The sequence below is a fragment of the Streptomyces sp. WI03-4A genome (assembly GCF_033792105.1).
GTDB classification, from domain to species: domain Bacteria; phylum Actinomycetota; class Actinomycetes; order Streptomycetales; family Streptomycetaceae; genus Streptomyces; species Streptomyces collinus_A.
The window spans coordinates 1-18145 of the sequence record NZ_JARAUO010000051.1; the positions used below are offsets into that span (position 1 = coordinate 1).

The following is an 18145-nucleotide window of genomic DNA, read 5'->3' on the forward strand; positions in this document are numbered from 1 at the left end:
GTGCTGACGCTGGTCCCGGACGAGCCGGAGCGCCGGGCGGTGCCGCCGCCCCTCGCGGGCCCCCGGGCGCAGCCGCAGGCGCTGGCGCTGGCCGCGCTGACCTCGGGGGTGCCGGCCGCGCTGCCCGACCTGACGGCGCTGATCGGGCAGCAGGAGAGCCGGGTACGGGCGCGTCCTCAGGACGCCCGGGCGTGGGCGGTGCTGGGGACCGCGTACGTGGAGCGGGGTCGGGCGAGCGCCGACCCGGCGAACTACCCGAAGGCGGAACGGGCGCTGACCACGTCGATCCAGGTGCGCGCTGGCGGCAACGCCGAGGCGCTGGGCGGCCTGGCCGCGCTGGCGAACGCCCGCCGCGACTTCGCGTCGGCGAAGCGGTACGGCGAGCAGGCGCTGAAGCTGACGCCGAAGCGGTGGACGGCGTATCCGCCGCTGATCGACGCCTACACGGGGCTCGGCGACTACGCGGCGGCCCGGGGCGCCCTGGACAAGCTGATGGCGCTGCGGCCCGGGGCGGCCGCCCGGCCCGCCGTCATGGCCCGGGCCTCGGGGGTGTACCGGGACCGGGGCTGGCGCGAGGACGCCGTGGCGCAGCTGACGGACGCGGCGTCGACCGCCCGCACACCCCCCGAACAGGGCGCCTACCTGACCGGGGTGGGGCAGCTCGCCTGGGAGCGCGGCGACCGGGAGGACGCGCTGCGGCACTTCGAGGCGGCCGTACGGGTCGATCCCGGCCGGTGGTCGGCGCTGGCCGGGAAGGGCCGGGCGCTGGCCGCGCTGGGCCGCGCCGACGAGGCGCTGACCGCCTACCGGGCGGCGCTCGCCGGGCAGCCGGACCCGCGGGTCACCCTGGAACTGGGCGAGTTGTACGAGTCGCTGGGCCGGTTCTCCTCCGCGCGGGAGCAGTACGAGCTGATGCGGGAGCGGGTGGAGCGGGCGGTCGACGGCGGGGTGGACGAGGAGCTGCTGATCGGCCAGTACGAGGCGGACCACGGGGACGCGCAGGACGCGGTGGTGCGGCTGGAGGAGGAGTGGCGGCGCCAGCCCGGGATCGAGGTGGCCGACGCGCTCGGCTGGGCGCTGCACCGGGCCGGTGACGACCAGGAGGCGCTGAAGTACGCCTCGATCGCCACGGACAAGGCGAAGGGCGGCGGGGTGCGCAGCGCGCTGTACGCCTTCCACCTGGGCATGATCGAGCGCGAGACGGACCGGCCGGGTCCGGCCCGGCGCCATCTGCAGGAGGCGCTGCGGATCAACCCGTACTTCTCGCCGCTGCGGGCTCCCGAGGCCCGGGCGGCGCTGCGGGAGCTGGGGGACGTGCCGGACGAGCCGCTGCTCGGCGAGGACGGCTAGGGCTTCGGCCGTACCGTGAACCCGGGTCTCAGGGCCCGGGTTTGCAGTACAGGGAGAACCGGCGCGCTCCCGGCTCGCCGGAGGCGAAACCCAGGTACAGGCGGGGGCCGCCGGTGCGCCGGACCGCCAGGCCCTCGGGCTCGCGGTGGCTCAGGGTGTGGCCCGCTCCCGTGCGGTGGGCGGCCAGCAGGGCGCCGGTGCGGATGTCGAGGCAGGACAGGTACGTGTTGCCGTGGCGGGCGGGCGGGTTGGTCCGGGCGTCGTAGGCGCTGCCGGCGAGCTGGTAGAGGTGGTCGCCGTGCAGCGCGTAGCCCTGGAAGGGGACCGCCGGGTCGGGGTGGGCGCCGGTCTGGGGGAAGTCGGCGAGCGGGTTCGCGTAGTCGCGGGCGACGAAGGCGGCGAGGTCCCAGACGCGGTAGCGCGGGACGTTCTTCACGCGGTAGCGGATCGCCAGGCGGCGGGTGGCCGCGCAGAGGGTGGGCTGGTTGTTGCGGGAGCCCTCGACGGGGTGGCGGACCTTGACGTCCCGGGTGGTGCGGGTGGCGCCGGCGGCGAACCGGAACCGGGTGACGCCCCGGCCGAAACCGTGCAGCGCGTCGGCCTCGGTCCAGATCCAGACCGTGCCGTCGGGGTCGTTCTGCACGCCCATGCTGACGCCGTGCCCGAACCCCTTGAGGTACATGTGGCCGAGCCGCCGGCCCTCCGGGTCCAGGCGGTTCAGGCACAGGTCCCCGTCCTCCAGGCCGCCCCGGGCGACCTGGAGGACGTAGAGGTGGCGGTGGACCTCGTCGAAGGCGAAGGACTGGAGGACCGTGGGCTCCTGGAGCGTCGCCCGCTCCCGCAGCCGGCAGACGGCCGGCGCGGCGAGGTCGATGTGCTCCGCCACGGTCCCCCCTCGCGCCAGGCGGGGACCCTGGGTCCTACAGGTTGCCCCGCTTCTCCTGCTCGCGCTCGATGGCCTCGAAGAGCGCCTTGAAGTTGCCCTTGCCGAAGCCCATCGAGCCGTGCCGCTCGATCAGTTCGAAGAACACGGTCGGCCGGTCCTGGACCGGCTTGGTGAAGATCTGCAGAAGGTACCCGTCCTCGTCGCGGTCCGCCAGGATCTTCAGTTCCCGGAGAGTCTCGATCGGCACCCGGGTGTCGCCGACCCACTCGCCGAGGGTGTCGTAGTACGAGTCGGGGGTGCTGAGGAACTCGACGCCGGCCGCGCGCATGGTGCGCACCGTCTGCACGATGTCGTTGGTGGCCAGCGCGATGTGCTGGACGCCGGGGCCGCCGTAGAACTCCAGGTACTCGTCGATCTGGGACTTCTTCTTGGCGATCGCCGGCTCGTTGAGCGGGAACTTCACCTTGAGGGTGCCGTCCGCGACGACCTTCGACATCAGCGCGCTGTACTCGGTGGCGATGTCGTCGCCCACGAACTCCTTCATGTTCGTGAAGCCCATGACGTTGTTGTAGAACGCCACCCACTCGTCCATCTTGCCGAGTTCGACGTTGCCGACGCAGTGGTCGATCGCCTGGAAGGTACGGCGGGCGGGCGCCTCGACCATCGGCTGCGCCGCGACGTAACCGGGCAGGTAGGGGCCGTCGTAGCCGCTGCGCTCGACCAGGGTGTGGCGGGTCTCGCCGTAGGTGGCGATGGCGGCGAGGACGACGGTGCCGTGCTCGTCCTTCACCTCGTGGGGCTCGGCGACCGAGGAGGCGCCGTGCTCGATGGCGTAGGCGTAGGCGGCGCGGGCGTCCGGGACCTCGATGGCCAGGTCGACGACGCCGTCGCCGTGCTCGGCCACGTGCTGGGCGATGAAGTGGCCCCAGGGGGTGGACGGCTTGATGACCGAGGTGAGGACGAAGCGGGCGGAGCCGTTCTCGAGCACGTAGCTGGCGGTCTCGCGGCTGCCGTTCTCCGGTCCGGAGTAGGCGACCAGCTTCATGCCGAAGGCGCTGGAGTAGTAGTGCGCCGCCTGCTTGGCGTTGCCCACGGCGAAGACGACCGCGTCCATTCCCTTGACCGGGAAGGGGTCGGCCTGCCGGGCGGTCGCGTCGGGAGTGAGGTGTGTGGTCTGCGTCATGTCGGAAGGGTGGCCCCGGTCTGCAAGGTGCGCAATAGTTTGCGTGTTCGCTGGGCAATGTGTTCAGCGGTACGGCCGCATCGGCGGTCTTTCTGTACAGGATGACCACTCCGGAGAGGGTGCGGGAGGGACCGTGGCGATCGATCGTCTGGACGGGCGGATCATCGTGCTGCTGGCGCGGGAGCCGCGCATCGGCGTGCTGGAGATGTCACGGCGGCTGGGGGTCGCCCGGGGGACGGTCCAGGCGCGGCTCGACCGGCTCCAGTCGAACGGGGTGATCCGCGGTTTCGGCCCGCAGGTGGACCCGGCTGCCCTCGGCTACCCGGTCACGGCGTTCGCCACGCTCCAGATCCGGCAGGGCCAGGGTGCGGACGTCCGGGCCCACCTGGCGACGGTGCCTGAGGTGCTGGAACTGCTGACGACCACCGGCAGCGGGGACATGCTGTGCCGGCTGGTGGCCCGCTCGAACGCCGATCTGCAGCGGGTGATCGACCTGGTCGTCGGCTTCGAGGGCATCGTCCGGGCCTCCACGGCGATCGTGATGGAGAACCCGGTCCCGCTGCGGGTCATCCCGCTGGTGGAACAGGCCGCCGGGGACGCGGCGGAGGGGGTCTGAACAGGCATCGACCAGGCACTGACCAGGCCGGCAGGACAGGGAGCCCGCACCGGGAGAGACGTACAGAGAAGTCGATGCAAAGAAGGCGTTGCAAAGGATCCTTTGCATCGCTATCTTTGTACGCATGACGGAGCACGAGGAACGCACACAGCGCCGGCTGGACGCACGCGCCCTGCGCGGGATCGCCCACCCGCTGCGGATGCAGCTGCTGGACGCCCTGCGGCAGCGCGGACCCGCCACCGCCTCCCAACTGGCGGAGCGGCTCGGCGAGTCCAGCGGCGCGACCAGTTACCACCTGCGCCAGCTCGCCGCCCACGGCTTCGTCGAGGACGCCCCCGAGCACGGCAAGGGCAGGGAGCGCTGGTGGCGGGCCGTGGACCAGGGACTGGTCTTCGACAGCGACGACTTCGAGAGCGCGGGACCCGAAGTGCGCGGGATGGCCGAGGTCTTCCTGCACGAGGTCGCCGGCACCCACGCCCGCGAACTGTCCAACTGGCTCAGCACCCGGGGCCGTTGGGCCCGGGACTGGCACCAGGCGTCCGACATGAGCGACGCGACGCTACGGCTCACGCCCGCACAGGCCGCCGAGCTCGTCCGGCGGATGCACGGCCTGATCGACGAGTTCCGCGGCAGCGCGACCGACGCGGACCTGCCGGACTCCGAGCAGGTCCGGCTCCACACGCACCTCTTCCCGATCGACAGCCAGTGACCAGGCCAGGCACTGATCAGGCACCAGTGATCCAGCAGCTCGTGAACCAGCACCCAGTGAACCGACACGAAGTGAGAGGCCACGCCATGGACATCACCACCACGCTCGCCCGGCACCACGCCGCCGAACTGCGCACCGAGGCCACCGCGCACCGCCTCGCCGCCGGGACGGCGCACCGGACGGAGCTGCGCGCCCGCCTCGGCCAGGCCCTGATCGAGGTCGGCAGCCGTCTCGCCGCCCCGCGGCCGGCCGCCGCCGTCGCCTAGCAGCTCGGAACCGGGCCCTTCCCCTTCTGCAGCGCCACCAGGGCGTCGACCGCGCCGTTCAGCGTGGTCACCGGGACCAGCCGCAGCCCCTTCGGCAGCTCGGACCTGGCATCCGCGCACTCGGCCTTCGGCACCAGGAAGACGGTGGCACCGTCCCGCCGCGCGGCCTGGGTCTTCAGGGCCACCCCGCCCACCGCGCCCACCTTGCCGGCGGCGTCGATCGTCCCCGTACCGGCGATGTCGCGGCCCCCGGTGAGGTCACCGCCGCTGCCGTCGCCGTCCAGCTTGTCGATGATCCCCAGGGTGAACAGCAGCCCCGCGCTCGGGCCGCCCACGTCGGCGAGCTTCAGCTTGACCTTCACCTTGTCGGCGCTCAGGTGCAGGTACTTCAGCGCCGCCTGGGTCGCCGCGTCCTGCGACTGCTGCATCTGCTCGGCGTTGTGCTTCTCGATCTCCTTGACGCTGTTGCCGCTCGGGTAGACGGCGTCGCGCGGCATCACGGCACGGTCCGAGCGGAACCAGTTGTCGAACACGTCCCCGAGCGAGACCCGGGTGTCCGGGCCGGTCGCCACGATGGTCACCATCCGCAGCTGACCGCTGGTCCTCCGGGTCGGCGCCCCGGAGACGGTGATCACCGGCGTGCCCTGGTGCTTGCCCAGCACGTCCGCCGTCAGGCCCGGCTGCGCCAGCGAGAACGGCAGCGGCGCGAACACGGCCGTGGCGAGCAGCGCCACGACGGGCAGGGCACAGACGGCGACGGCCTGGGAACGCGTGAGACGTGAGAGCACGGAATCAATCTACGTGACGGCCGGCCGCCTCCCGAGCGGCGTGGGCGGCCCACCGCCGGGCGGGCGCGCGCCGCACCCGGGAGCGGGCCGGGTGGCATGCGGGAGCGGGCCGGGCGGCCCGTTCAGCGGAGCGCTTCCGCCACCTCGCGGGCCGCGTCGACCACCCGCTGCCCCACCCTCTCCGGGACGGCGTCCGCGAGCATCACCACTCCTACGCTGCCCTCGACCCCGGTCACTCCCACGAGGGGCGCGGCGGCCCCGCTCGCCCCGGCCTCCAGCTCACCGTGCGTCAGCGTGTACCCGGGGTCGCCGGACGGTGACTGCCGGGCGGAGAGGATCGCCTTGCCGGCGGCCCCGCGGTCCAGCGGATGCCGGAAACCGGCCCGGTAGGCCACGTGGTAGTCCGTCCACGTCGGCTCGACCACGGCGACGGCCAGCGCCTCCGTCCCGTCCACCAGTGTCAGGTGCGCCGTCGCCCCTATGTCCTCGGCGAGCGCGCGCAGCGCGGGCAGCGCGGCCTCCCGCACCAGCGGATGCACCTGCCGGCCGAGGCGCAGCACTCCCAGCCCCACCCGGGCCCGCCCGCCCAGGTCGCGGCGCACGAGCGCGTGCTGTTCCAGCGTGGCGAGCAGGCGGTAGACCACGGTCCGGTTCACGCCCAGCTTGTTGGAAAGCTCGGTGACGGTCAGTCCGTGGTCGGTGTCGGCCAGCAGCTTGAGGACACGTAGTCCCCGGTCGAGCGTCTGGGAGGTCTCCGCGGTCACGACGCCCACTCCTTCGGCGGTGAGGTCGGCGACCCCTGTGCGACGTATGCGTCGCCGAGTCACGACGGCGACGCGCTTCAGAGGCCGCCGATCGGCAGGTCGCCCGGCGGCTCCGGGCCATGTCGCTTCACGGCTGCGCTCCGCGGCGGCGCTGCCACGGGGCGTGTGCGTAGCGGGACACTAGCGAAGCCGGTTCGCTGAGCGGAAGCCTCCGTCCAGAATCCGGGCAAGGGCGGTTCCGGCCTGCCTGCATTCGTCCGGATACGCACACCGGGCAGGTCGTTCCGCACACCCGAACATGCTGGCGACGCCCGCGCGGACGGGCGAACGATCGTGCGGGTACGGGGCTGGTGGGAGGGGGTTCGGCCATCCCGGCGGCGCGTCAGCGCATGCGCGTGGCCCACTCCTGCACCTTGGCGATGCGCTGCCGCAGCTGTCCGGGGGTCGCCTCCGCGCTCGGCGGGCCACCGCACACCCGGCGCAGCTCGGTGTGGATCACCCCGTGCGGCTTGCCGCTCTGGTGGACGTAGGCGCTGACCATGGTGTTGAGCTGCTTGCGCAGCTCCATCATCTCCTTGTGCGAGACCACCGGGCGCCGCTCGGCCGGCAGCTCCAGCAGGTCCGCCTCGCTGTCCGGCTTCTTGCGGCTGTGCGCGATCTGCCGGGCCTGCCGCTTCTGCAGCAGCAGCTGCACCTGTTCGGGTTCGAGCAGGCCGGGGATGCCGAGGTAGTCCTGCTCCTCCTCGCTGCCCGGGTGGGCCTGCATGCCGAACTCGGCGCCGTCGTACAGGACCCGGTCGAAGACGGCGTCGGACTCCAGCGCCTCGAAGGGCAGCATGTCCTGCTCGCCGGTGTCCTCGTCCTGCTCCTTGTTCGCCTCCTCCATCTCCTTCTCGGATTCGGCGTACGGGTCCTCCTCGCCCTCCTTCTTGGGCTTGTCGAGGGCGTGGTCCCGTTCCTTCTCCATCTCGTTGGCGAAGGTCAGCAGGTCGGGCACGGTCGGCAGGAACACGGACGCGGTCTCGCCGCGCCGCCGGGACCGCACGAAGCGCCCGACGGCCTGCGCGAAGAACAGGGGTGTCGAGATGGTGGTGGCGTACACGCCCACCGCCAGCCGGGGCACGTCGACGCCCTCGGACACCATGCGCACCGCGACCATCCACCGGTCGTCGCTGCCGCTGAAGTCGTCGATCCGCTTCGAGGCGCCGGCGTCGTCCGACAGCACGAGCGTCGCCTTCGTCCCCGTGATCTCGCGGATGAGCTTGGCGTAGGCGCGCGCGGACTCCTGATCGGAGGCGATGACGAGGGCGCCCGCGTCCGGGATGGCCTTCCTGACCTCGGTCAGCCGCTGGTCGGCGGCGCGCAGCACGCTGGGCATCCACTCGCCGCGCGCGTCGAGCGCGGTGCGCCAGGCCTGGCTGATCGCGTCCTTGGTCATCGGCTCGCCGAGCCGGGCGGCGATCTCGTCGCCCGCCTTGGTGCGCCAGCGCATGTTGCCGCTGTAGGAGAGGAAGATGACCGGGCGCACGACGTGGTCGGCGAGGGCGTTGCCGTAGCCGTAGGTGTAGTCGGCGGCGGAGCGCCGGATGCCGTCCTGCCCCTCCTCGTACGTCACGAAGGGGATGGGGTTGGTGTCGGACCGGAACGGCGTACCGGTCAGCGCGAGCCTGCGGGTGGCGGGCTCGAACGCCTCGAGGCAGGCCTCGCCCCAGGACTTGGAGTCACCGGCGTGGTGGATCTCGTCGAGGATGACGAGGGTCTTGCGCTGCTCGACGCGATTGCGGTGCAGCATGGGGCGCACGCCGACGCCCGCGTAGGTGACCGCCACCCCGTCGTAGTCCTTGGCGAGCGGGCCGGCGCTGTACTCGGGGTCGAGCTTGATCCCTATCCGGGCCGCCGCCTCCGCCCACTGCTTCTTCAGGTGTTCGGTCGGCGCCACCACGGTCACCTGCTGCACGACGTGGTGGTGCAGCAGCCAGGACGCCAGTGTCAGCGCGAAGGTCGTCTTGCCGGCGCCGGGCGTGGCCACGGCGAGGAAGTCACGCGGCTGCTCCTGGACGTACTTCTCCATCGCCCCTTGCTGCCAGGCACGCAGCTTGCTTGCGGTACCCCAGGGGGCCCGGCCCGGGAAGGCGGGCGAGAGGTGGTGGGAGTGAGCGGAGGAAGCGGCGGTGGTAGTCACGGTCTCCGGGGAGGGGTCGGGCTCGGCTACGTATGACAACCGGGCCACCCTACCGGCGGCCCGGTGGTGCCGATGCCCGGACGAGGCCGGGTCGCCCGCGGGTGGGACTGACGTCACAACCCGGCGGACCACGGCGGGCCGGTCCGGGGCGGGACGGCCCCTTCCTGGAACGGCTGGTCGGGCCCGGACCGGCTGGCCGCGGGACGATCAGCCCCGGACAGGCTAGGCGCGGGCCGATCAGACCCGGACAGGCGAGGCGCGGGACACGATCAGACCTCGACCGGCTGGTCACGGACCGCCGGCTGGTCGGCGCCGCGCAGCCGGGTCGCCACCCACACGCCCAGCAGTGCCACCACCGCCATCGGCAGGAAGACGGCGGCGAAGGCGGCGGGGTGGGAGCCGCCGGCCGTCGAGGTGTCCGTGCCGCCGCCGCCGAGGGCCGCGAAGGCGGCGCCGGCCGCGGCGAGCAGGATCACGTTGGAGAGGCCGTCGGAGATCTGGAGCGCCGCGGAGTTGGCGCCGGCCTCCTCGGGGGCGGACAGCTTCAGCAGGAGCACGCTGGCGGAGGAGATCACCAGGCCCATGCCGAAGCAGCCGAAGCCCCAGGCGACGGCGACGATCCAGACGGGCACGCCGGGCAGGAGCACGCTCGGCGCGGTGGCGATCGCGGCGGCGGTCAGCACCATCCCCAGGGCCATCAGCCGCTCCCGGTGCGGTTCGAGACGCGGCCGGGACTGCGCCCAGGAGCCCAGCGCCCAGGTGACGCCGCCCGCGGCGAGGGAGAAGCCGGCCATCGTGGGCGACAGCCCGCGCTGGGTGACCAGCATCAGCGGGACGAAGGACTCGGCCGCGATGAAGGACCCGGCGGCGACGCCGCGCAGCAGCACGACGGAGGGCAGGCCGCGCACGGCACGCCAGGTGCCGGGGGGCAGCAGGCCGAGGACGGCGGGCACGAGGAAGGCGGCACCGGCGAGGCCGGGCAGCAGGGAGAGCCAGGTCAGGTCCTGGGCGGCGTACTGCAGCAGCCCGGCGCCGAGCGAGATCGCGAGGGCGAGCCGGATCCGGCGCCGGTCCAGGGAGGCGGAGCCGTCGGCACCGGGCACGGGCCCCGCCGCCCTGCGCCGTATCTGGGGCAGCGCGAGGGCGAGCGGGAACACCACCAGGACCGGGATGCCGAGGAAGACCCACCGCCAGCCGAGATGCTCGGTGACGGCGCCCGAGGCGAGCGGTCCGACGATGGACGGTACGACCCAGCCGGCGGCGAAGGCCGCCATGATCGCGGGCCGCAGCCGCTCGGGGTAGGCGCGGCCGACGACGACGTACAACGCGACGATGACCAGGCCGCCGCCGAGTCCCTGTACGGCCCGTCCCAGGATGAACACCCACATGACCTGGGCGGTCCCGGCGATCACCAGCCCCGCCGCGAAGGCGCCGATGCCGGTGGTCAGCGCTCCGAGCGGGCCGCGCCGGTCGGACCACTGCCCCGCGAGCACCATGCCGAACAGGCTGGTCGTGAAGTACCCGGAGAAGGCGAACGCGTACAGCGCCACCCCGTCCAGCTCCCGGGCCGCGACGGGCATCGCGGTCCCGACGGCGGTCGCCTCGAAGGCGATCAGGAGCACCACGGACACGATCCCGATGCTCAGCGCCCGATGCGCCCGCCCCAGCACGCCGCCCTCGTTCCCGGCTTTCTCGGCAGGTGCAGCGGTCCCGCCGTTCTGGTCGACGACGTCCACACCTGGGGCATCGGGGGATTCAAGGGTGCTCATGCGGGCCAGAGTAAGGTCCGCAAGCGGATTTGACCCCTGTCTGGGGCCCGGTCCGCTCTCCGACCTTGGTCGTACGACCCCGGTTCATGAACGGGGCGTGGCAGTCCCGTTGCGGCACCGGACGTTCCCTTGAGCGGCCCTCCGGCCCCGCCGTACGGTCGACGCACCGAGTTCGGCCCGCCCCCGGGCGACCGACCCGGCCGTGTGCCCGAGTGGTTCAGGGACTCGCCTGCAAAGCGAGTTACGCGGGTTCGATTCCCGCCACGGCCTCAAGTGTTTGACCAGGCACCGAGAGGGCGGCACCCCGCAAGGGGTGCCGCCCTCTCGGTCGTGCACTGGTCGGGCGGGTCTCACTCCACCGTCGGGGCGGGGTCGTGCGGGCGGGCGCGGTCGGTGTGGCCGGGCGGGCGGGGGCCCACGGGGAGTACCGGGCGGCCGTGGGTGTCGTTGATGACCGTGGCCGCGGCGGCGTACCAGGCGACCAGGCCCGTGGCGATGCCGAACCAGCCGCCCACCTCCGTCACGGTGTGCGGCGGAAACCCGGTCTGGAAGGCGCCGATGGCCAGGAGGACGAAGGTGATCGTCAGCAGCACGAGCACGGCCAGGACGGCGAGGTTGACGCGCAGCGCGGCTACGGCCATGAAGGCGGTGAAGATGCCCCACCCGAGCAGGAACAGCCCCAGCGCGTTGTGCGCGCCGCCGGCGACCTCCAGGCGCGGCGCGAGCCACCAGTAGGACAGCCAGAAGGCGCCGTACGAGACGAACGCCGTGGCGCCGAACGTGTTGCCGCGGCGGAATTCGAAGAGACCGGCGATGAACTGGGCCAGGCCGCCGTAGAACAGGGCGAGCGCCAGCACCGGGATGATCGCGGCGGTCTCCTGGAGCAGGTTCGTGTTGATGATGGAGAGCAGCAGGGTGGTCAGGGCGAAACCCGCCAGGCCCAGCGGAGCGGGATCACCCGAGACCGTCGGGTGCAGCGCCCGCGGGTGTGGCTGCTCCGAGGGCAAACTCGTCGTCTCCTCGTTCATGACCCGCATCCCTTCGACGAGAGGAGGGCGGGACCAGCCGGCCGACGCACGCCGTACACGGCCCGGCTGGCCGAAGTCCCGGGCAGCCGCGCTGCGCGGGACTTCTCCTGCGCTTATGTAGATTTGTACCCATTTGCCCCAGTGGTAGGCCTCTTGCCGGGCGAGGGCGTCAGAGCACCCCGCCCGCCTCGTCCCGGAACAGTTCCGTCCAGTAGTGCCAGTCGGTGGCCGGGGCCGCCGCGGTGGGGTCGACCGAGGCCAGGGTCCGGATCATGGCGGCGGCGAGCTGGTCGTAGGCGTCCGTCGTGAGTTCGCGGGACAGGTGCTCGTCGATGGTGCGCTCGTGGTGCAGGAGCCAGAGCGTGAAGGCCAGCGTGGAGACGTCGGTGTTCAGGGCGTGGAGCGTCGCCTCGGGCGCGCTGTAGGTGAGGACCGCGCCCGTCCTGCCGTCGACCACGAGGCTGTTGTCCTCGACCAGGTGGCCGAGGCGGATCAGGTGGTCGGAGTGGGCGGGCAGGACGTCCATGGAGGGGGTGGAGCGGTCGGAGCGGTCGTCGGCCGGCTCGCCGGTGGTGAACTCGGTGAGGGTCCGCAGCGGGCCGTCGGTGTCGGCGTGGAAGAGGACCGCCTCCTCCGGCAGCCCCGTCTCGCGCAGGAAGCGGCGGGTCGGCTCGTGGGTGAGGGTGGCGGGGAGGTCCACCTCCTCGTAGCGCGTCACCCGGCCGTGGCCGAACTCCTGGTCGAGGAGGCGGGCCGGGACGTCCAGCGTGAGGCCGCAGGCCGTGCCGGGACCGGCGACGAGGGCGAGCGGGCGGATCAGGGCCGCCGCCTTCCAGTAGGCCGGGACGCGGCCGTCCGTGCCCTCCGCGAAGAGGGCGAGGAGGCGGCGCGAGGCCTCGGTGGCGGTCCGGGGGCCGTACTGGCCGGCCAGGGAGGCGAAGCGGCCGCGCAGGCCCGCCAGTTCCTCCGTGACCGCGGCGAAGCGCAGCAGCGTGTCGAGCGAGGGGGCGAACGGCCGGGTCTCGGCCGGTTCGAAGAGGTAGGCCGTGGTGAGCTCGCCCGTGCGGCCGTCGAGCAGGATCGACTCGCGCTCCATGCCCGCGGGGTTGAGGAGTTCGCCGATCACCAGGCGGCCGCGCAGCTCCTCCGCGAGACGGAACGGACCGTCCGTGGCGTCGCCGAGGGTCCGCAGGCCGTGCGTGCGCAGCGGGGAGAAGGTCAGCAGGTCGGTCCGGGCCGGCAGGCCGGGCCCGGTGAGCAGACCGCGCGTCGGCGCGTGCGTGACGTACCGGTCCAGCTCCGCCTCGGTCAGCGTGATCGCCGGGACCCCGGCCTCGGTCGTGCTCATCGCTCCCCCGCGATCTTCCCCGTGCGTGCGTGACTGTGTGCGGGCGCCGTCGAACGGCGGCCGCGGGCGGGTGCCCGTCACTGCTCCGCACAGTACGCCGCACCACTGACAACGCCCCTCGGGGGAAAGGACGCAGCACGGCCCGGGCCCGTTGCGTGCCGGCGCACACCGGAACCGCCGCCGGATGGTGCGGGCCCCGTCAGGTGAAGTACACGCCGCCCAGAACGACGGCCAGCGCGGCCACCGCGAACAGCAGGATCCACAGGGCGAGCTTGCCCACGCCGGGCGCCGCCTCGTAGCGGGGTTCCTCCCGCGGCACCTCGCGCGCTTCCCCGGACGGCTGCGTCACTGGCCCGTCACCACCGCGGCCTGGGGGCGGATCGGCAGCCGGTTGACCGGGCGGCCCGTCGCCGCGCGGACCGCCGAGGCGATGGCCGCGGGGGACGTCACCACCGGGACCGCGCTGACCGACTTCGCGCCGAAGGGCGCGACCACGTCCCGCTCCTCGACCAGCTTCACGATCCGGATGTCCGGCGCGTCCAGCGCGGTCGGCAGGGCGTACCCCGTGAGGTCGGGGTGGCGGATCAGGCCGCGGGGGGTGCGCAGGTTCTCGGTGAGGGCGATGCCCACGCCCTGGGTGACGCCGGCCTCGATGCGCGAGGCCAGTTGCGCCGGGTTCAGCACCCGGCCCACGTCCTGGGCGACGGCCAGCTCCACCACCCGGACCGAGCCGAGTTCGATGTCGACGTCCACCACCGCGCGGATCGCGCAGAAGGCGAGGCCGACGAACGCGTCGCCCTGCCCCTCGGCGTCCAGCGGCTCGGTGGGGTGCGGGCGGCACTGGGCCGTGGCCCACAGCTCCTTGCCGTCCAGCGCCTCGGTGACGGTGGTCGACAGGACACCGTCGTACGAGGTGATCTTGCCGTCCGTGATCTGCAGCAGCTCCGTCGACATGCCGAACTTGTGCGCGAGCGGCTGGAGGAGTTGCGTGCGGACCATCTTGGCCGCGCGTTCCACCGCGCCGCCGGAGACCCAGGTGTGGCGGCCGCGGCAGCCCGCGCCGGCCGGGGGCTGGTCGGTGTCGACGGGGGCGACGTGGACCTCGTCGATGCCGAGCGTGTCCTGGACGATCTGGCGGGCGAGGGTGGTGAAGCCCTGGCCCGTCTCCACGGCCGCGCACAGCACGGTCGCCACGCCGTCGTGGACCTTGACGGTCGCCGTGGAGACCTCGTCGGCGCCCTCCGCGCCGAGCATGTGCACCATGCCGACGCCGTAGCCGACGCCCCGGCGCACCGCGCCCGGCTCGCCCGCGCCCTCGGGGCCGCCGGGCAGCAGCCACTCGTCCTCGGAGGTGTCCTTGGGCAGCGCCGGGAGCGGGAAGTCGCGTACCGCCTGGAGCAGTTCGGCCACCGGGGCCGGGCAGGTCACCGTCTGGCCGATGGGCAGGACGTCCCCGGTCGCGAGGGCGTTGCGCAGGCGCAGCTCGGCCGGGTCCTCGCCCAGTTTCTTCGCGAGCTTGTCCATCTGCGCCTCGTAGGCGGCACAGACCTGCATGGCGCCCTCGCCGCGCACGTGGCCCGACGGCGGGTTGTTGGTGCGTACGGCCCAGCCCTCGATGAAGGCGTTGGGGACGACGTAGGGGCCGCAGGCGAAGGAGACGGCGGCGGCGAGGGCCTCGGCGGAGGTGTCGGCGTAGGCGCCCGCGTCGAGCAGGATCTGCGCCTCGACCTTGACCAGTCTGCCCTCGGCGTCGGCGTGGTGGCGGTAGCGCAGCAGGGTCGGGTGGCGGTGGGCGTGGCCGAGGAAGGACTCCTCGCGGGTGGCCGTGAGCTTGACCGGGCAGCCGGTCCGCAGGGCGAGCAGTCCGAGCGGGAGCTGGAAGCCCTGGTCCTCGCGGTCGGCGGTGGCGCCCGGCACCCCGGTGACGACGATCTTCACCTGTTCCGGCGACAGGCCGTAGCAGGCGGCGGCCGTGTTCCGGTCGGCGTGCGGGTCGGTGGAGGCGAGGTACAGCTCGACACCGCCGTCGGGGCGCGGCACCGCGAGGCCGGCCTCGGCGCCGATGGGGGCCGGGTCCTGGCGGCCGATGCGGTACAGGCCCTCGACGACGACCTCGCCGAGCGCGTCCGGGTCGCCGTGGCGCAGCGGGATGTGCCGGATCAGGTTGCCGTCGGGGTGCAGGGGTTCGGCCTCGAAGGCCTGTTCGGGGTCGGTGACCGGGTCGAGCACCTCGTACTCGACGATGACGGCGGCCGCGGCCATCCGCGCGGTGTCGGGGTGGTCGGCGGCGACGGCGGCGATGGGTTCGCCGTGGTGGCGCACGACCTCGGAGGCGAACACGGGGCGGTCCGGGGTGCCCCGGCCGTGGACGGGGGTGCCGGGCACGTCCTCGTGGGTGACGACGGCCCGTACGCCGGGCATCTCGCGCGCGTGGGTGGTGTCGATGGACACGATGCGCGCGTGCGCGTGCGGGGAGCGCAGAACGGCCGCCCACAGCAGGCCCTCGGCCCACAGGTCGGCCGCGTACGGGAAGGTGCCCTCGGTCTTGGCCCGGGCGTCGGCGTGCGGCAGCGAGGCGCCGAGGCCGTGCGGCAGCGGTTCGGCGGCGGGGACCGACTCCGCCGCGGTGGTCGCGGTGGCCGCTTCGTTGCTCACCCCTGGCCTCCGTCCTGGCCGTAGTGCTGGTCGTGCACTCCCGGTGTACCGAATGTGCCGGGACTGTCGAAGACCCCCGGCACGTCGAACGCCGACGGGTTGACGCCGCCGGAGCCCGGGCCCGCCTGGTGCGGGATGCGCGCCTCGTCGGCGTCCGTCCCGTCGGCGGCGCCGTGCGCCTCGCGTCCGGCGACGACCTCCTGGACGGCGTCCAGGACGCCCCGGTAGCCGGAGCAGCGGCAGAGGTTGCCGCACAGGGCCTGCCGGGTCTCCAGCTCCGTCGGGGCGGGGTTGCCCTCCAGCAGGTCGTGCAGGGTCATCGCCATGCCCGGTACGCAGAAGCCGCACTGCACGGCGCCGCACCGGGCGAGCGCCCGCTGCACGTCGGAGGGCTGCCCGTCGGTGGCCAGGCCCTCGACGGTGCGGACCTCGCTGCCGGCCGCGGTGACGGCGGGGACCAGGCAGGAGGCCACCAGGCGTCCGTCCACCTGCACGTTGCAGGCGCCGCACTCGCCCTGCGAGCAGCCGTCCTTGGCGCCGGCGAGGCCGAGCCGCTCCCGCAGGACGTACAGCAGGGACTCGCCGATCCAGGCGTCGGTGACGGGGCGGTCGGCTCCGTTGACGCGCAGGACGAAGGAGGCGAGGGGGTGGTCGTCGTGGGGCGCGGACGCGGACTCGTCGGGGTCCTCGGCGGTCTCCTGCCCGGCGTCCGCGGGGGCGGCCTCGTCGGCCGCGTCCTCGGCGGCGGGCGCCTGCTGGTCCGGCTCGGCGCCGGGCTCGGTGCGGCCGGTTCCGTCGGCCGTGGCGGGGTCCGCGGCGCCGGTGTCGGCCACCCGGTCCGCCAGGTCCGCCTGGTCCGCCTCGGCCGCGTGGTCCGGGCCGCCGTCGGCCGCCGTTGGGGCCGTGTCCGGCGCCTCGGCGGCCCGGGGGGCGGCCGAGGGGGTGCCGGGCCCGGGATGCCCCGCCGGGCCGTCCGCGGGGCCTCCAGGGGCCTGCGCGAGCGGGTTCGCGGCGTACCCACCGGTGCGGTCGTCGTACTCCCCGGCGGTGGGCGCGCCGGCCGGGTGGGGGCCGGGGCCGGGCTCCGGCTGCCCCCAGGGGCCGTCCGCGGGTTCGGTCGCCCACGGCGCGGACGCTCCGCCGGGGAGCGTGGCCGGCGGCGTGCCGCCCCACTGCTCGACCAGGGCGGAGGTGGTGAACTCCCCCGACTCGTCGGGGAGGTCGCCGCCGGCCACCGGGATGCTCCACTGGCCGGTGACGTCGTGCCCGGCGCCGGGCTCGGCCGACGGCTCCTCGAACGTCCACTGCTGCGTGGCCGCCGGGTGGTACGTGAACCGGTCGTCCGCCGCCTGGTCCTGGGGCACCGCGTTGGGGTCGGGCCACTGGTCGCCGCCGGCGGGCATCGACCAGGTGCCGGTGGCGGCGGGGTCGTCCGTGCCCGGGGCCGCCGTTATCCGCGGCGGCACGTAGCCGTGGCCGGGGGCGGCCAGCGGGCTGTCGCCGGACAGCAGGGCCTCGATGCCGCCCTCGGGGAGCTTGACGAAGGCGGTGGCGCCGTCGTCGTAGTCGCCCTGGGGCAGCGGGTTCCAGCGGCCGCCGCTCGGGGGCGCGCCCTCTCCGTGCTGGTCGTCGGTCACGACAGCGCCCTCCCCAGTGCTCGTCGGGCCAGCGCGGCGACGGTGCGCCGCAGGTGCAGTACGGCGGGCGGTAGCGGTGCCACGGAGCCGTCCGGCTCCGGGGCGGGGTCCGGGATGCAGGCCGCGGCGACGTACTCGCCGAAGGCGCTCAGGGCCTCCGGGACCAGCGTGCGGTCGTTGTCCCAGTCGATCAGCTGGGCGACCCACTGCTCGGCGTCCAGGGGCCTGAGCGGCATCGGCGCTATGGCGCCGACGGCGCACCGCACCCCGCGCCGGGCCGGGTCGAGGACGACGGCGACGGAGGCCGCCGCGCGGCCGGGGCCGGTGCGTCCGGTGGCCTTCAGGAAGACCTGCGGGGCGTGCAGCAGGGGCACGCGCACGTAGCCGATGAGTTCGCCGCCGCGCAGCATCTCCACACCGGCCAGCAGGTGCGACACCGGGATCTCCCGGCGGGCCCCGCCCGGGCCCGCGATGATCAGCGTCGCCTCCAGGGCGGCCAGCACCGGCAGCGCGTCCCCGGTGGGGGCGGCCGTGGCGATGTTGCCGCCCAGGGTGCCGGCGTTGCGGATGTGCGGCGGGCCCGCGGCGCGCGCGGCGGCGGCGAGCGCCGGGATCAGGGCCGCGAAGTCGGGGCGGCCCATGCGCGCGTGGGTGAGGCCGGCGCCGAGCAGCGCGTGGCCGTCCTGGTACTGCCAGCCGCGGATCTCGCTGATCCGTCCGAGGCCCACCAGGGCGGCGGGCCTGAGCTGACCGGAGTTGACGGCGGCCATGAGATCGGTGCCGCCGGCCACGGGTACGGCCGTGGGCATGGCGGTGAGGGCCGCCACGGCCTCGTCCAGTGTCGTGGGCAGCGTGACGGCCTGCGCCGCCTGCGGTGCGTGCGTGGTCAAACCGGCTGCCCCTCTCCCGCTGCCCCACCTGGTCCCACCTGTGTGGCCGTACGGTACGTGCTCACAGGGCGGAC

The 18145-nt window shown here is 73.9% G+C and carries 16 protein-coding genes and 1 tRNA gene; 5 read left to right on the forward strand and 12 right to left on the reverse strand.

What is annotated here, in order from left to right:
• On the forward strand, positions 1-1350 hold a 1350-nt coding region (locus PV343_RS35215; protein ID WP_319151105.1), incomplete at its 5' end, for a tetratricopeptide repeat protein.
• A gap of 28 nt (positions 1351-1378) precedes the next feature.
• Here the strand turns inward: PV343_RS35215 and PV343_RS35220 are convergent.
• Both PV343_RS35220 and hppD read right to left on the reverse strand, forming a co-directional pair.
• On the reverse strand, positions 1379-2236 hold the full coding sequence (locus tag PV343_RS35220) for a Teichoic acid biosynthesis protein C (Precursor) (protein ID WP_319151106.1): 858 nt from the start codon (positions 2234-2236) through the stop codon (positions 1379-1381).
• A gap of 34 nt (positions 2237-2270) precedes the next feature.
• Entirely contained in the window at positions 2271-3419 is a 1149-nt protein-coding gene (hppD, locus tag PV343_RS35225; RefSeq protein ID WP_319151107.1) for a 4-hydroxyphenylpyruvate dioxygenase, read from the reverse strand.
• 133 nt (positions 3420-3552) lie between these two features.
• Between hppD and PV343_RS35230 the strand changes: the two genes are divergently transcribed.
• From PV343_RS35230 to PV343_RS35240, 3 genes are all read left to right on the forward strand, one after another.
• Positions 3553-4035 carry an Lrp/AsnC family transcriptional regulator gene (locus PV343_RS35230; RefSeq protein WP_319151108.1) on the forward strand — a complete coding sequence of 161 codons (483 nt, stop codon included), beginning with the start codon at positions 3553-3555 and terminating at the stop codon, positions 4033-4035.
• A 124-nt stretch (positions 4036-4159) separates the two neighbouring features.
• Positions 4160-4744, forward strand: a complete 585-nt coding sequence (locus PV343_RS35235) for an ArsR/SmtB family transcription factor (protein ID WP_319151109.1) — start codon at positions 4160-4162, stop codon at positions 4742-4744.
• An 86-nt stretch (positions 4745-4830) separates the two neighbouring features.
• The gene (locus PV343_RS35240; RefSeq protein WP_319151110.1) at positions 4831-5010 is read left to right on the forward strand and encodes a hypothetical protein; all 180 of its coding nucleotides are present in this window, start codon (positions 4831-4833) and stop codon (positions 5008-5010) included.
• Here the strand turns inward: PV343_RS35240 and PV343_RS35245 are convergent.
• The 4 genes from PV343_RS35245 to PV343_RS35260 form a co-directional block, all read right to left on the reverse strand.
• A complete protein-coding gene (locus PV343_RS35245; protein ID WP_319151111.1) occupies positions 5007-5798 on the reverse strand; it encodes a PDZ domain-containing protein in 792 nt (263 codons plus the stop codon). The two genes, PV343_RS35240 and PV343_RS35245, sit on opposite strands and share 4 nt — an antisense overlap.
• Positions 5799-5920: 122 nt before the next feature.
• Positions 5921-6562 carry an IclR family transcriptional regulator gene (locus tag PV343_RS35250; RefSeq protein WP_020940352.1) on the reverse strand — a complete coding sequence of 214 codons (642 nt, stop codon included), beginning with the start codon at positions 6560-6562 and terminating at the stop codon, positions 5921-5923.
• A gap of 382 nt (positions 6563-6944) precedes the next feature.
• On the reverse strand, positions 6945-8744 hold the full coding sequence (locus PV343_RS35255) for a DEAD/DEAH box helicase (RefSeq protein ID WP_319151113.1): 1800 nt from the start codon (positions 8742-8744) through the stop codon (positions 6945-6947).
• 269 nt (positions 8745-9013) lie between these two features.
• Positions 9014-10513, reverse strand: a complete 1500-nt coding sequence (locus tag PV343_RS35260) for an MFS transporter (RefSeq protein WP_319151114.1) — start codon at positions 10511-10513, stop codon at positions 9014-9016.
• Between the two features lie 198 nt (positions 10514-10711).
• Between PV343_RS35260 and PV343_RS35265 the strand changes: the two genes are divergently transcribed.
• Positions 10712-10783, forward strand: a tRNA-Cys gene (locus PV343_RS35265).
• Positions 10784-10863: 80 nt separating this feature from the next.
• On the opposite strand, the gene PV343_RS35270 is transcribed toward PV343_RS35265, so the two are convergent.
• From PV343_RS35270 to PV343_RS35295, 6 genes are all read right to left on the reverse strand, one after another.
• The gene (locus PV343_RS35270; RefSeq protein WP_319151115.1) at positions 10864-11541 is read right to left on the reverse strand and encodes an acetate uptake transporter; all 678 of its coding nucleotides are present in this window, start codon (positions 11539-11541) and stop codon (positions 10864-10866) included.
• A 169-nt stretch (positions 11542-11710) separates the two neighbouring features.
• Positions 11711-12889 carry an SUKH-4 family immunity protein gene (locus PV343_RS35275; RefSeq protein ID WP_319151116.1) on the reverse strand — a complete coding sequence of 393 codons (1179 nt, stop codon included), beginning with the start codon at positions 12887-12889 and terminating at the stop codon, positions 11711-11713.
• 199 nt (positions 12890-13088) lie between these two features.
• On the reverse strand, positions 13089-13238 hold the full coding sequence (locus PV343_RS35280) for a hypothetical protein (protein ID WP_319151117.1): 150 nt from the start codon (positions 13236-13238) through the stop codon (positions 13089-13091).
• The gene (locus PV343_RS35285) at positions 13235-15544 is read right to left on the reverse strand and encodes a xanthine dehydrogenase family protein molybdopterin-binding subunit (RefSeq protein ID WP_319151118.1); all 2310 of its coding nucleotides are present in this window, start codon (positions 15542-15544) and stop codon (positions 13235-13237) included. Before PV343_RS35285 ends, PV343_RS35280 begins: the two co-directional genes overlap by 4 nt.
• Entirely contained in the window at positions 15541-17181 is a 1641-nt protein-coding gene (locus PV343_RS35290; protein WP_319151119.1) for a 2Fe-2S iron-sulfur cluster-binding protein, read from the reverse strand. The genes PV343_RS35285 and PV343_RS35290 overlap by 4 nt, the downstream gene beginning before the upstream one ends.
• Entirely contained in the window at positions 17178-18071 is an 894-nt protein-coding gene (locus PV343_RS35295; protein ID WP_319151120.1) for an FAD binding domain-containing protein, read from the reverse strand. Before PV343_RS35295 ends, PV343_RS35290 begins: the two co-directional genes overlap by 4 nt.
• Between the last annotated feature and the right edge of the window lie 74 nt (positions 18072-18145).